Origin of the sequence: Streptomyces sp. NPDC006997 (assembly GCF_040635175.1) — a bacterium.
GTDB lineage: Bacteria > Actinomycetota > Actinomycetes > Streptomycetales > Streptomycetaceae > Streptomyces.
Map to the genome: position 1 here is coordinate 96,117 of NZ_JBEYHH010000025.1, position 12,758 is coordinate 108,874.

At 74.4% G+C, this 12,758-nt stretch carries 13 protein-coding genes; 9 read left to right on the top strand and 4 right to left on the bottom strand.

All coding sequences use genetic code 11. The features are described 5' to 3' along the window. Window positions 1–47: 47 nt before the first annotated feature. The 6 genes from ABZ659_RS24445 to ABZ659_RS24470 all read left to right on the top strand — a co-directional run bounded on the left by ABZ659_RS24445 (window position 48) and on the right by ABZ659_RS24470 (window position 4,895). Window positions 48–398: a hypothetical protein gene (locus ABZ659_RS24445; protein WP_360223822.1), complete on the top strand. Its 351-nt coding sequence runs from the start codon at window positions 48–50 to the stop codon at window positions 396–398. Between the two features lie 32 nt (window positions 399–430). Beyond that, the gene (locus ABZ659_RS24450; RefSeq protein WP_360223824.1) at window positions 431–1,660 is read left to right on the top strand and encodes an FAD-dependent oxidoreductase; all 1,230 of its coding nucleotides are present in this window, start codon (window positions 431–433) and stop codon (window positions 1,658–1,660) included. 90 nt (window positions 1,661–1,750) lie between these two features. Next, complete coding sequence (locus ABZ659_RS24455; RefSeq protein WP_150949914.1) at window positions 1,751–2,116, top strand: Rv2175c family DNA-binding protein; 366 nt, start codon at window positions 1,751–1,753, stop codon at window positions 2,114–2,116. A gap of 71 nt (window positions 2,117–2,187) precedes the next feature. Next, window positions 2,188–2,835 (top strand): thiamine phosphate synthase, encoded by a 648-nt coding sequence (gene thiE / locus ABZ659_RS24460; RefSeq protein WP_360223826.1) that lies wholly within the window; start codon window positions 2,188–2,190, stop codon window positions 2,833–2,835. 110 nt (window positions 2,836–2,945) lie between these two features. Continuing rightward, window positions 2,946–3,869 (top strand): methylenetetrahydrofolate reductase [NAD(P)H], encoded by a 924-nt coding sequence (gene metF, locus ABZ659_RS24465; RefSeq protein ID WP_360223828.1) that lies wholly within the window; start codon window positions 2,946–2,948, stop codon window positions 3,867–3,869. Between the two features lie 57 nt (window positions 3,870–3,926). Then, window positions 3,927–4,895, top strand: a complete 969-nt coding sequence (locus tag ABZ659_RS24470; RefSeq protein ID WP_360223830.1) for a hypothetical protein — start codon at window positions 3,927–3,929, stop codon at window positions 4,893–4,895. A gap of 13 nt (window positions 4,896–4,908) precedes the next feature. On the opposite strand, the gene ABZ659_RS24475 is transcribed toward ABZ659_RS24470, so the two are convergent. From ABZ659_RS24475 to ABZ659_RS24490, 4 genes are all read right to left on the bottom strand, one after another. Then, the gene (locus ABZ659_RS24475) at window positions 4,909–6,408 is read right to left on the bottom strand and encodes an NAD(P)/FAD-dependent oxidoreductase (protein WP_360223832.1); all 1,500 of its coding nucleotides are present in this window, start codon (window positions 6,406–6,408) and stop codon (window positions 4,909–4,911) included. 417 nt (window positions 6,409–6,825) lie between these two features. Beyond that, the gene (locus ABZ659_RS24480; protein ID WP_360223834.1) at window positions 6,826–7,455 is read right to left on the bottom strand and encodes a TetR/AcrR family transcriptional regulator; all 630 of its coding nucleotides are present in this window, start codon (window positions 7,453–7,455) and stop codon (window positions 6,826–6,828) included. A gap of 23 nt (window positions 7,456–7,478) precedes the next feature. After that, window positions 7,479–9,563, bottom strand: coding sequence for a YhgE/Pip domain-containing protein (locus ABZ659_RS24485; RefSeq protein ID WP_360223836.1), 2,085 nt, complete (start codon window positions 9,561–9,563; stop codon window positions 7,479–7,481). Next, the gene (locus ABZ659_RS24490; protein ID WP_360223838.1) at window positions 9,535–10,302 is read right to left on the bottom strand and encodes an ATP-binding cassette domain-containing protein; all 768 of its coding nucleotides are present in this window, start codon (window positions 10,300–10,302) and stop codon (window positions 9,535–9,537) included. The genes ABZ659_RS24485 and ABZ659_RS24490 overlap by 29 nt, the downstream gene beginning before the upstream one ends. 172 nt (window positions 10,303–10,474) lie before the next feature. Between ABZ659_RS24490 and ABZ659_RS24495 the strand changes: the two genes are divergently transcribed. The 3 genes from ABZ659_RS24495 (at window position 10,475) to ABZ659_RS24505 (ending at window position 12,585) form a co-directional block, all read left to right on the top strand. After that, window positions 10,475–11,038 carry an SAV_6107 family HEPN domain-containing protein gene (locus ABZ659_RS24495; protein WP_360223840.1) on the top strand — a complete coding sequence of 188 codons (564 nt, stop codon included), beginning with the start codon at window positions 10,475–10,477 and terminating at the stop codon, window positions 11,036–11,038. A gap of 103 nt (window positions 11,039–11,141) precedes the next feature. Continuing rightward, window positions 11,142–11,912 carry a methyltransferase gene (locus tag ABZ659_RS24500; protein ID WP_360223842.1) on the top strand — a complete coding sequence of 257 codons (771 nt, stop codon included), beginning with the start codon at window positions 11,142–11,144 and terminating at the stop codon, window positions 11,910–11,912. A 277-nt stretch (window positions 11,913–12,189) separates the two neighbouring features. Further along, complete coding sequence (locus tag ABZ659_RS24505) at window positions 12,190–12,585, top strand: DUF3040 domain-containing protein (protein WP_360223844.1); 396 nt, start codon at window positions 12,190–12,192, stop codon at window positions 12,583–12,585. Window positions 12,586–12,758: the final 173 nt, after the last annotated feature.

Genomic DNA, 12,758 nt, shown 5'->3' on the forward strand with positions numbered 1-12,758 from the left:
CGACCACCCTAGCCGTTGTCCTCACGTCTCTGTAAGGGAGCCTCCCCATGCCGCGCTCGCTCGACGGCCTCGTCCTCGCCCCGGTCGCCGACCAGGCCCCAGGTCAGGTCGGCACCCGCACCCGGTTCACGTACCACGAGAAGGACGGTGAGATCTGGGCGGAGTACGCGGGCGGGGACGTCGTACGCGGTCATCTGGTGGGCACCCGGGACGGGGACCGCCTGGACTTCCGCTACGTCCAGCTCAAGGAGGACCGGACGACGTCCTGCGGGCACTGCGTGTCGACCGTCGAGGAACTGCCCGACGGTCGGCTGCGGTTGGCGGAGACCTGGGAGTGGGAGTCCCAGGAGGGCAGTGGCACCAGCGTTGTGGAAGAGGTCACGGAGTACGCCTCCTGACCGGCCGTTCGGCAGGTGTCTATGGTGATCAGGTGAGTGAGCAGACGCAGGCACGGACAGGGTCCACGCCGGGGCACGTGGTCGTCGTGGGCGCGGGCATGGCCGGGGTGCAGACCGCGGTCGCCCTGCGCGAACGGGGCTTCACCGGCGCCGTCACGCTGATCGGCGCGGAGCCGCACCAGCCCTACGACCGGCCGCCGCTGTCCAAGGCCGTGCTGCTCGGCAAGGCCGAGGACTCCGCCTTCGACGTCGACTTCGAGGCGCTCGGCATCGAGCTGCGGCTCGGCCGCGAGGTCCTCGGCGTGCGCCCCGCCGACCACGAGCTGGACACCGGCGCCGGGCCCGTCCCGTACGACGTCCTGGTCCTCGCGACCGGCGCCGGACCCGTGCCGCTGCCGGGCGCGGAGGGCGTGCCCGGGGTGCACCTGCTGCGCACCCTGGACGACGCCGAGCGGCTGCGGCCGGTGCTGGCCCGGCAGCACGACATCGTGGTCGTCGGCGCGGGCTGGATCGGCGCGGAGTTCGCCACCGCCGCCCGCGAGGCGGGGTGCGCGGTGACGGTCGTGGAGGCCGCGGAGCGCCCGCTCGCCGGCTCGCTGCCCGCCGAGGCGGCCGTGCCGATGGCGTCCTGGTACGCCGACAGCGGGGCCGTACTGCGCACGCACGCGCGCGTGGCGCACGTCGAGCCCGGCGTCGTGGTGCTCGCCGACGGCTCCCGGCTGCCCGCGGACGCCGTGGTCGTCGGCATCGGCGCCCGCCCCGCCACCGCCTGGCTCGCCGGGTCCGGCATCGAGCTGGGCGCCTGGGGCGAGGTGGTCGCCGACGACCGGCTGCGCGCCTCCGTGCCCGACGTGTACGCGGTCGGGGACTGCGCGTCCTTCCCGTCCGGCCGGTACGGGGAACGGCTCCTCGTCCACCACTGGGACAACGCCCTCCAGGGCCCCCGCACGGTCGCCGCGGACATCGTCGGAGACGCGCCCGCCGCCTACGACCCGGTGCCGTACTTCTGGTCCGAGCAGTTCGGGCGGTTCGTGCAGTACGCGGGCCACCACCCCGCCGCCGACACCACCCTGTGGCGCGGTGACCCCGCGGGACCGGCCTGGACGGTCTGCTGGCTGCGGGAGAACCGCCTGGTCGCCCTGCTGGCCGTCGGCCGGCCCCGCGACCTGGCCCAGGGCAGGCGCCTGATCGCGGCGGGCACGCCGATGGACCCCGGGCTGCTGGCCGACCCCGCCCGACCCCTGAAGTCCGCGACGGCCTGAGCGCCCCGCACCCCCTCGGACAGCCCGCCGTCCGCCCGGGTGGGCGGGGCTGGCTTCCGACTGTCAGTGGGGGATGGCAGGCTTGTTTCCGTGACCGAGATTGACGCAAAGACCGATGCTCTCGTCCCCGCCTGGCTCACCCTTCCCGACATCGCCGAGATGCTCGACGTCGAGGTGACGCGCGTGCGACAGCTGGTGAAGGAGGGCCAGCTGATCGCCGTCCGCCGCGGGGAGAACCGCGCGCTGCACGTCCCCGCCGCCTTCATCGACGGGGACAAGGTCGTCAAGGGCCTGTCCGGAACCCTGACGCTCCTGCGGGACGACGGCTTCACCGACGAAGAGATGCTGGAGTGGCTCTTCACCCCCGACGAGAGCCTGCCCGGCACCCCCGCGCAGGCCCTCAGCGAGAATCGCGGCACGGAGGTGAAGCGCCGCGCCCAGGCGCTCGCCGTCTGATCCGAGGAACCACCTGGTGTACGGGCCGTGCCCGGCGCGGCCCGTACACCACAGACAACGGGGGATGACGCATGTCCGCAACCGCCCGCGACCAGCTCGCCGACGCCCGGCTCTACCTGTGCACGGACGCCCGCAGACGCCAGGGCGACCTGCCCGAGTTCCTGGACGCGGTCCTCACGGGCGGCGTGGACGTCGTGCAGCTGCGCGACAAGGGCATGGAGGCGGCCGAGGAGCTGGACCACCTGGCCGTCTTCGCCGAGGCCTGCGCCCGGCACGGCCGCCTCCTCGCGGTCAACGACCGCGCGGACGTCGCCCACGCCGCGGGCGCCGACGTGCTCCACCTCGGCCAGGGCGACCTGCCGGTCCCCGCCGCCCGAGCCATCCTCGGCGACGAGGTGCTGATCGGCCGCTCCACGCACGCCGAGTCGGAGGCCGCCGCGGCGGCCGTCCAGGACGGCGTGGACTACTTCTGCACCGGCCCCTGCTGGCCCACCCCCACCAAGCCCGGCCGCCACGCCCCCGGCCTCGACCTGGTCAGACACACCGCCGCGCTCGGCACCGACCGCCCCTGGTTCGCCATCGGCGGCATCGACCTCGGCAACCTCGACGAGGTGCTCACGGCGGGCGCCCGCCGGGTCGTGGTGGTCCGCGCGATCACCGAGGCCGACGACCCGGGCGCCGCGGCGGCGGAGTTCGCCCGGCGGCTGCGGGCCGCGTAACGGCCGGTCGAGTCGGGCATCTGTCCACGTCCTGGACAGGCACCCGACAATTCGGTCAATTTCCCCGACTCCGGTTGGGTGAGCACCAAACGCCTGGCTAACCTGCCCGTATGGCCCTCGGCACCGCATCCACCAGGTCGGACCACGCCCCGACCGTGCGCGACATGCTCGCGACCGGCAGGACGACGTATTCCTTCGAGTTCTACGCCCCCAAGACCGCGAAGGGCGAGCGGAACCTGTGGAACGCCCTGCGCCGGGTCGAGGCGGTGGCACCCGACTTCGTCTCCGTGACGTACGGTGCGGGCGGCTCCACCCGCGCCGGCACCGTCAAGGCGACCGAGCGGATCGCCTCCGACACCACCCTCACCCCCATCGCCCACCTCACCGCGGTCGACCACTCGGTGGCCGATCTGCGCAACATCATCGGCCAGTACGCCGACGCGGGCATCCGCAACATGCTCGCGCTGCGCGGCGACCCGCCCGGCGACCCGATGGGCGACTGGGTGGCCCACCCCCAGGGCCTGCGCTACGCCGCCGAACTCGTCGAACTGATCAAGACCTCCGGTGACTTCTGCGTCGGCGTCGCCGCCTTCCCCGCCATGCACCCACGCTCCGCGGACTGGGACGCCGACGTGCGGCACTTCGTCGGCAAGTGCCGCGCGGGCGCCGACTACGCCATCACGCAGATGTTCTTCCACCCGGAGGACTACCTGCGGCTGCGCGACCGGGTCGCGGCGGCGGGCTGCGAGACCCCGATCATCCCCGAGGTCATGCCCATCGCCAGCGTGAGGACGCTGGAGCGAGTGCCGTATCTCACCAACGCGGCGTTCCCTCCCGAGCTGAAAGAGCGGATCCTCACAGCCAAAGGCAATCCGGCCGCTGTACGCTCCATTGCAATCGACTTCGCCACGGAGTTCTGCGCTCGGCTGCTGGCCGAGGGAGTGCCGGGTCTGCACTTCATCACGCTCAACAACTCCACGGCGACACTGGAAATCTACGAGAACCTGGGCCTGCACCGGCCACCGCGGGCCTAGACCGGTCGCACCGGTGTACGACACACTGCGTAGCGGTCATCTGGGAGAGGGGCGTACATGGGCTGGACGGTCCTCTACATCGCGTTCGGCGTCGTCGCACTGTGGCTGCTCGGCGAGGTGCTGCTGCAGTACAAGGCGCGGCTCCGCTGGCGGCTGCTGGCCTTCGCGGGCTTCCTCGGCGTCGTCGTCGGCGTACTGATCCCCTCCGTCGTCGTCATCGCGCTGGGCGCGGCGGCGTTCGCCGTCGGGCAGACCTACGTCACCCTGTCGTTCCGGCGCGGCTTCGCCGAGGGCTGGGCCGTCACCACCGGCCGCCCCGACCGCTCCCGCTTCGGCGTCGGCAGGCTCGGGCGCGGCGGGGCCGAGCACCAGGACCCGACCCTGGAGGTCTCCGACCTGGAGGCACCCGGCGGCGACTACGCCGACGACGGCGACCGCGCCTACGGCCAGGACGAGCAGGCGGCGTACGACGGCTACGACCGCGACGACATGTTCACCCCGGCCCGCCCCGCCGACCCCACGGCCGCCGAGACCACCGCCGTCTACGAGCCGCAGCCGCTCCCCGACGACACCGGCTCCTACGGCATATACGGCGACAACCCCGCCCCCGCGGGCCAGCCCCAGGACCAGTACGCCGCGGCCGCCCAGGCCACCGACCAGTCCTACGGCTACGACTACTCCGGCTACGGCCAGCAGGGCTACGGCTACGACACCACCGGCCAGCAGCAGTACGCCGCCTACTCGGACCCGTACATCGGCACCCAGACCTATGACGGCGGCGCCGGCGCCGCCTACGACACCGGCGGCTACCCGACGTACGACCCCCAGGGCTACACCCAGGACCAGTACGCCACCGGCGGCTACGGCGGCGAGACCCCGCCCGGCGGTGTCTGGGTCCCGCAGCAGCGCAGCACCGACGACCCGTACGGCGGTGAACTCCCGCCCGAGCAGCAGCCGTACCCCTACCAGGGCGACGGGCAGCAGCCGCAGGGCGGCAACGGCTACGACGACCAGTACCGCTACTGAGCCCGCCCAGGGATCACTGTGAGCCCCGGAACTCCGGCCCCTCCACGATCAGTCCGGCGACCAGCGCGCCCGACATGCCCGCGTGCGGCAACCCGCCGCCGGGGTGCGACCAGCCGCCCACGGTGAACAGGCCCGGCAGCGCGGTGGTGTTGCCGGGGTGCAGCAACCGGCCCCCGGCCGCGGCCAGCGCCGGTGCCGGGACCGCGCCGCCCACCGCGCCGGTCTCCGCCGCGATGTCGGCCGGGGTGCGCCTCTCCTGCCAGAGGACCCGGTCGCGCAGGCCGGGTACAGCGCACTCGGCGGCGGCGACCATCGCCTCCGCGTACTCCGCGCCGGGGTCCGCGCCCGCCGGGACCGTGGCCGTCAGCGTCACCGCCTCGTGCCCGGCGTCCGGCACCAGCGCCGGGTCGGCGGGCCGCAGCACCGTCACCGTCGGGCGGACGGCCGTCCCCGACGGCGCATCGAACAGGGCGGTCAACTCCGCCTCCCGGTCGGGGGCGTGCACCACCGTCCGGTGCGCCGTCCCCTCCGGACGGCCGCCGCGCAGCGCCAGCAGCACCGTGAGACGGCTGGGCAGCCCGCGCTGGGGCGGCACCCCGTCCGCGCCGCCGCCCCTGGCCGCCGTACCCGTGACGAGGCGGTCCAGCGGCTCCGGGGCGACCCCGGCGACCACGAAGTCCGCCTCGGCCACGCTTCCGTCGGCCAGTTCGACGCCCGCCGCCCGGCCGTCCTTCTCCCGCACCCGCGCCACCTCGGCGCCGAAGGTGAACTCCACCCGTCGCGCCACACAGCGCTCGTACACGGCGCGCGCCAGCTCCCGCAGGCCCCCGCGCACGTACCAGGTGCCGAAGGCGTGCTCCAGGTAGGCCAGCAGGGCCGCGCCCGCCGGTGCCGTGCGCGGGTCCAGGCCGTAGGCGAGCGCGTGGCTCTCCAGCAGGGCGGCGAGCCGGGGGTCGCGCAGCTCCCAGGCGGCCACCTCGGCGAGGGTGCCCGCGCGGCGGGTGCGCAGCAGCCGCTTGTGGGGCGCCGCCGGATAGGGCTCACGCTCCGCGAGGACCCGCCAGTTGGGCCACAGGGTCTCCTCCAGGAGCGGTCTGCGCGACCGGTCCCAGGCCTCCCGGGCCCGCACCAGGACGTCGCCCCAGCGCTCGCCCGCCCCCGCGCCCAGCGCCCCGTCCAGGGCCGCGACGACGCCCGCCCGGGAGGCGTTGGGCAGGACGGCCTCGCTGCCGTCGGCGAACACGTGCCGCGCCGACGGGTCGACCTGGACCAGCTCGACGCGGTCCTCCAGCGGCTCCTTGCCGGTCTTCAGGAACAGGTCGCGGTAGACCGCGGGCAGCGGCAGCAGCCCGGGGCCGGTGTCGAAGGCGAAGCCGTCGCGCTCCCGTCGGCGCACCGCGCCGCCGTACGTCTCCGTACGCTCGTACACCGCCACCCGGTGGCCCGCGACGGCCAGCCGGGCGGCGGCCGACAGCGCGCCCATCCCAGCGCCGATCACCGCAATCCGTGCCATGACCGCGACTTTATCGGCCGCCACTGACAATCCACCCACGGGCCCGGATCGGCCGGGCCGGGGTGCCCAGGCCTGAGTACCGGTACTCAGGGCGAGAGATGAGTAGGCGCACGGATGGGCCGCGACCTGCGGGAACGAGACAGTGGAGACACGGAAAGGGGCAGGGCGCCGGTACCGCCGACACGGGGCGGCGGAACGGCACCGGCCCCGGACCGCTCCTTCCGTCGGCCCGGGTCGACGGAAGCGAGGCACGGGGGAGTCCGGGGGATGACCGAACGGGCCCAACGGGGGACCGGGGGAAACCGAGGGCCCAACGGGGGAACACGGAGGGAGCGCCGGTCCGGGCGCGGCCCGCGGGGGACGCGGCCACATCCTGGACCGGCGCTTCCGCGTGCCTGCCGCGGTGCGCCCGGCGCCCTACCGGCGTCCGCTGACCCGGCCCTGGAGCAGCCGGGACAGCGCCGCGTGCACGTCGTCCAGGGACCGCTCCGGCTGGAACGCCTGCCAGTCCAGGGCCGCCACCAGGACCATGCCGACCAGCGCCGCGGCGGTCAGCTGGACGTCGATCTCCTCGCTGAACTCCCCGCCCGCCACGCCGTCGCGCAGCACGTCCTCGACGACGGCGACGACCTGCCCGCGCACCACCATGAGCGTGGACTGCCAGGCCCGGTTGGTGCGCCACAGCTCGGCGACGTAGAGCTGGGTGAAGGCCGGGTAGCGGGCGATGAAGCCGAGGCCCGCGCGGATCATCGCGTCCAGGGCGTCCACCTGGGTGCCGCCGTCCCGCGCGGACCGCTCCGCCGCCTCCTTCAGGGAGGCGGTCAGCAGTCCCACCCCGTGCCGCAACAGTTCCTCGAAGAGGACGGACTTGCTCGCGAAGTTGTAGTAGACGGTGCCCTTGGCGACGCCGGCCCGCTCGGCGATCTCGTCCACCGTGGTCGCGGAGAAGCCCTGCTCGGCGATGAGCGTGACGGCCGCCTCGTAGAGCTTCTGCCGGGTGGCCTCGCGACGGGTGCTGGCGCCCGACGTGGCGCTGCTGCTTTCCATGGCCGTGATTCTCCCGCGCGCGGTCACAGGCTCAGCTCCGGGTGCAGCCGGTCGAGTGTCCACACCTGGCGGCGGCGGGCCGACAGGGCGGTCAGCGCGAGGGCCCCCGCCGTGAAGGCGACGAGCACCACGCACGCGTGCCAGACCGGTCCGAGGCCGCCGCCCGTGATGAGCCTGCGCAGCGCCTCGACGACGTACGTCATCGGCAGCCAGGGGTGCAGGGCGTTGAAGAAGCCCGGACTGGTCTGGACGGGGTAGGTACCGCCCGCGGAGGTCAGCTGGAGCATCAGCAGGGCCAGCACCAGGATCCGGCCCGCCGCCCCGAAGCGGGCGTTCAGCCACTGCACGATCGCCGCGAAGCAGGCCGCCACCAGGAACAGGAAGCCCACCGTGCCGCCCGCGCGGGCCATCTCCAGGCCGACGGCCCAGTGCAGCACCGCCATCAGGCCCGCCGTCTGGAGGACGCCGATCGCCACCACCGGCAGCCAGCCCGCGAGGGCGATCCGCCAGCCCGCGGCCCCGACCGCCAGCGCCCGCCGGTTGAGCGGCGGGATCAGCATGTACGCCACCATGGCGCCCACCCACAGCGACAGCGGGATGAAGTACGGGGCGAAGCCGGTGCCGTAGTTGGGCGCCTCGTGCAGGGACTCCGCGGCGAGCCGGACCGGGTCCGCCATGACCGCGGTGCGCGCGTCGCGCTCCCGCTCGTCGTAGTCGGGGATCTGCTCGGCGCCGTCGTGCAGGCCCCCGGCGAGCTTCACCGACCCGTCGACGAGCTTGTACATGCCGCCGCTGAGGTCGTCCGCGCCGGTCTTCAGGTCGTCCACGCCCTCGTCCAGGTCGGCCGCGCCGGTCTTGGCGGTGCCGAGCCCGGTGTGCAGCGTCTCGGCGCCCGCGGCGACCTTCCCGGCGCCGTCGTTGAGCGCGTGGACGCGGGAGACGGCGTCGGCGAGGTCCTCCGAGAGGTGCGGCGCGCGGTCCGCGAGGGCCTGGGCCTGCTCCTGGAGCGTGGCGAGGTGGCCGTCGAGGGTCTCCAGGTCGCCGTGCCCGTCGCCGACGAGCGTGTTCAGGTCCTCGGCGACCGTCGCCGCGTCCGCCGCCGCGTCCCTGGCCTTGCCCAGGTCGGCGCAGGCCGCGTCGGGCGGGACGGGGTCCTCGCAGCGCGCCCGGTAGACGCCGTCCAGGGTGTCAGAGGCGGCGCGGGCGTCCTTGGCGGCGGTCGGCGCCACCTTCACCAGCGTGTCGAGGTTGCCGCGGATCGCCCCGGCCGCGTCGGCGACGAGCTGGGCGGTGTCCCCGATGGTCTCCTCGTTGTCCCTGAGGAAGGGCCCCACCTTGCCCGCGACTCCGTCGACCTGGTCGGTGAGGGTCCGGGTCCCCTCCGCGACCTTCCGGGAGCCGTCCTCCAGGTCGCCCGCGCCCTTGTGCAGCTTCTTCAGGCCCTTGGCCAGCGAACCGCTGCCGTCCTTGGCGTCCTTCAGCCCGGCGGCGAGGTCCTTGGAACCCTGCTCCGCCTTGCCGATGCCGCCCTTGAGCCGGTCGGCGCCGTCCGCGGCCTTCACCGTCTCGCCGTGGATGTCGGAGAACGAGATGAAGATCCGGTCCAGGAACGACCGGGACGCCTTCGTGGAGGCCGCCGTGCGCACCTCGCTGAACACCGTCCGCGAGATCTGCCCGACGATGTAGTTGTTCGCGTCGTTCGTCCGGACCTGGAGCGCGCCCGCCTCGGGGGAGTCGCCGGAGCTGGACGCGATCCGCGCGCTGAAGTCCTCCGGCATGGTCAGCGACAGGTAGTACCGGCCGTCCTCCACGCCCGCGTGCGCCTCCGCCGCGCTCACCTCACGCCAGTCGAAGACCTCGCTGTCGCGCAGGCGGCGGACGATGTCGTCGCCCGCCGTGACGCGCTCGCCGCCGACGGTCGCGCCCCGGTCGTCGTTCACCAGCGCCACCGGCAGCCGGTCCAGACGGCCGTACGGGTTCCAGAAGGACCACAGGTACAGCGCGCCGTACAACAGCGGCAGCAGCAACAGGGCGACCAGGGCGGCCCGCGGCAGCCTCCCCCGGCCGAAGCGGCGCAGCTCAAGCGCGGCGAGCAGCGGCGAGCGCATCGACGGCCTCCTTCTCCTCGTCGTGCCCGGCGTCCTGGCCGGCGCTTCCCGGGCCGGGGGCCGTGGACACCACGACGGCGCCCTCGGGGGCCTCGCTGCACACCGCCACCACCGTCGTCCCGGCCTCGGCGACGGACCTGAGGAGCGCCCAGACCTCGGCCCGCTCGGCGTCGGACAGCTTCAGGTCGGTGTCGTCCACCCCCAGCAGCCGGGGCCGCCCGATGAGCGCCAGGGCGAGCGACAGCCGCAGTGCCTCCAGCCGCTCCAGATCCCGAACGGCGGTCCGGGAGCCCTTGGGCAGGGCGGCCCGGTCGAAGCCCACCGCGTCCAGCGCGGCGTCGATCCGCAGCCGCGCCTCCCGCGCGCGCTCGGCACGGGGCCGCAGCAGCCCGCGCAGCGAGTCACCGAACCGGTGGTGCAGCAGCGCCCGCTCACGCAGGTGCTCCCCGACGGTCAGCGCCGGGTCGAGGTCGGTGACCCCGGCGACATGGGCCAGGGCGCTGACCCGGCGCACCGCCGCCAACTGCCTCGGCAGCCGCGCGTCGCCGACGACGGCGGTTCCCTCCGTCACCCGCATCCGCCCGGTGAGCGCCAGCAGCAGGCTCGTACGGCCCGTCCCCGAGGGCCCCTCGACGGCGATCAGCGAGCCGGGCTCCGCGGCACAGGCGACCCCGCGGAACGCCCAGCCGCGGGGGCCCTTCACCCCGAGGCCACGGGCGGCGACGGCCAGACCCCGCATGTCCTCCCCCTCACAGCTACTTTTTAGACTGACTGGTCAGTTCAAAAGCTAGCCCGAACTTGCGCTCGAAGCAAAAGCCCAGGTCAGAAGGGATTGTCAGTGCCATACCTCACGATGGGCACATACGGCACCTCAGGTGAGGGCGCCGTCACCAGACGACAGGAGGTTCGTCATGGCCAGCTCGTCCGCAGCCGCCGCCCGTCGGCGCCGCGCCACCGGCCCTGCCCCCTCACTGCCCGGCCCGGCGGGCGACGTGCACCCCGTGCTCCGCCGGGCCACGGCCCCGCCCGCCGCCCTCGACCTGCTCGCCCAGGCCCGTGCCGCACTCGACGAGGCCGCCGTCCTCGAAACCCCCAACGAGCGGTACGCGACGGCCCACCTGGCCGCCCTGCGCACCGCCGCCGCCGTCCTCGCCGCCCGCGGGCGGCCCGAGACCTCGCCCCGGCGCCGGGCCAGGATCCGCAGCGCCTGGGAGGTGCTCCCCGAGATCGCCCCCGAGCTGACCGAGTGGAGCGCTCTCTTCGCCTCCGGCGCCCGCCGCCGCGCCCGCGCCGAGGCGGGCATCCGCGGCGCCGCCAGCATCCGCGACGCCGACGACCTGATACGGGACGTGGCGATGTTCCTCCGCCTCGTCGAGCGCATGCTGGTGCTCCAGCCGGTCCTGCCCCAGCCCCGCCAGGACGGAGAGGAGGCGCCCGGCCCCCACCCCGCGCACGGGATGCCCGACGCGGGCTGACCGCCCGGGAGCCCGACGGCGACCAGGCGGCGGGGCGAAGGCGAGGGGGCGGAGGCAATAGGGTGGAGAGCGCCTGAAGCCCTTCTCGTAGGAGTCAACTGCCGTGTCGGATCCGATGAGGCCCCGGGCCTCCCTCCGTACCGCCGTGGTCTGGGAGGTCCTCCAGGACGCCCTGGACCGGCGGGTGAAAGCCACGGGCCGGGAGTCGCTGGACGTCCTCGACACCGGGGGCGGCAGCGGCAACTTCGCGGTGCCCGTCGCCCGCCTCGGCCACCGCGTCACCGTCGTCGACCCCAGCCCGAACGCCCTGTTCGCGCTGGAGCGCCGGGCCGCCGAGGCGTCGGTCGCCGACCGGGTCAGTGGCGTGCAGGGCGACGCCCACGGCCTCTTCGACGTCGTCGACCGCGGCGGCTACGACGCGGTGCTCTGCCACGGCGTCCTGGAGTACGTGGACGACCCCGCCGAGGGCGTCCGCAACGCCGTCGCCGCCCTGCGCCCCGCAGGCGTGCTCAGCCTGCTCGCGGCCGGGCTCGGCGGCGCCGTGCTCGCCCGCGCCCTCGCCGGGCACTTCACGGAGGCCAGACAGGCCCTCGGTGACCCGGACGGCCGCTGGGGCGCGGGTGATCCCGTGCCGCGCCGTTTCACCGCCGAGCAGCTCACCGCGCTGGTCGAGGGCGCGGGCCTGGACGTCGGCGCCGTGCACGGCGTGCGCGTCTTCGCCGACCTCGTCCCCGGGGTGCTGGTGGACACCGAGCCCGGCGCCCTGGACGCCCTGCTGAAGCTGGAGGCCGCCGCGGCGGAGCTTCCGGCGTTCCACGCGGTGGCCACCCAGCTCCATGTGCTCGGCGAGGCCAGAGGGGCCACCCGGGCCTGAGCGGCCTCCCGTGGCGCCCCGCTGATCAGGGACTTGGCCGCACATGGAGTACGCCACAAGCCCCCCGATCGGGGGCATGTCGCCGTATGATCGAGGGAGACCACCCGGCATGACGGGGCGGCTGCCGGGGAATCCAGTCCTCAGCGGGCCGGACCGATGATGGCGGGTTCCGGTTGGCCAATTGGCGTAGAGGGGCGGGTTTCACGGGGGCGATTCCCTGCCTATCCTGAAGGGACCCCCCGGGTCGCCCCGGCGACTGCACGATGAGGAGGACTCCGTGCCGCTCTCAGAGCACGAGCAGCGGATGCTCGAGCAGATGGAGCGAGCGCTGTACGCCGAAGATCCCAAGTTCGCGACAGCGCTTGAGGGAAGCGGGCTGCGTACGTACACCCGGCGACGGGTCTACCAGGCGGTCGCGGGCTTCCTCGTAGGTATCGCGCTCCTCATGGCCGGAATGGTCGCCAAGCAGGTGTGGCTCAGTGTGGTCGGCTTCCTGGTCATGCTCGGCTGCGCGGTGCTCGCGGTGACCGGCTGGCGCAAGGCCCCCAAGCCGGGCGAGCAGCCCAGCGGCGGCGGCCAACAGCCCCGGCACCAGGGACGCCAGCGCCGCTCCATGATGGACCGCATCGAGCAGCGCTGGCAGCGCCGCCGCGATGAGCAGGGCGGTCGCTGACCCCACCGCTCGGCCGCTGAGGCGGCCCGCGTCCCGTCACGTACGCGCGTGAAGGGGGGCCACCACCCTCGGGTGGTGCGGTGCTCGGCGGTGGCGACGGCGAGCACCCGGTACCCGCGGCGTGCGAGCACCTCCGCCTGCGCGGCGGCGCGGGCGACCGCGTCCGGGCCGTC

Excerpts from the sequence above, each read along its gene's own strand:
- thiE (WP_360223826.1), top strand. The coding sequence starts at position 2,188 with ATGTCCGCAACCGCCCGCGACCAGCTCGCCGACGCCCGGCTCTACCTG.
- metF (WP_360223828.1), top strand. The coding sequence starts at position 2,946 with ATGGCCCTCGGCACCGCATCCACCAGGTCGGACCACGCCCCGACCGTG.
- ABZ659_RS24480 (WP_360223834.1), bottom strand. The coding sequence starts at position 7,455 with ATGGAAAGCAGCAGCGCCACGTCGGGCGCCAGCACCCGTCGCGAGGCC.
- ABZ659_RS24475 (WP_360223832.1), bottom strand. The coding sequence starts at position 6,408 with ATGGCACGGATTGCGGTGATCGGCGCTGGGATGGGCGCGCTGTCGGCC.
- ABZ659_RS24445 (WP_360223822.1), top strand. The coding sequence starts at position 48 with ATGCCGCGCTCGCTCGACGGCCTCGTCCTCGCCCCGGTCGCCGACCAG.
- ABZ659_RS24490 (WP_360223838.1), bottom strand. The coding sequence starts at position 10,302 with ATGCGGGGTCTGGCCGTCGCCGCCCGTGGCCTCGGGGTGAAGGGCCCC.
- ABZ659_RS24495 (WP_360223840.1), top strand. The coding sequence starts at position 10,475 with ATGGCCAGCTCGTCCGCAGCCGCCGCCCGTCGGCGCCGCGCCACCGGC.
- ABZ659_RS24485 (WP_360223836.1), bottom strand. The coding sequence starts at position 9,563 with ATGCGCTCGCCGCTGCTCGCCGCGCTTGAGCTGCGCCGCTTCGGCCGG.
- ABZ659_RS24470 (WP_360223830.1), top strand. The coding sequence starts at position 3,927 with ATGGGCTGGACGGTCCTCTACATCGCGTTCGGCGTCGTCGCACTGTGG.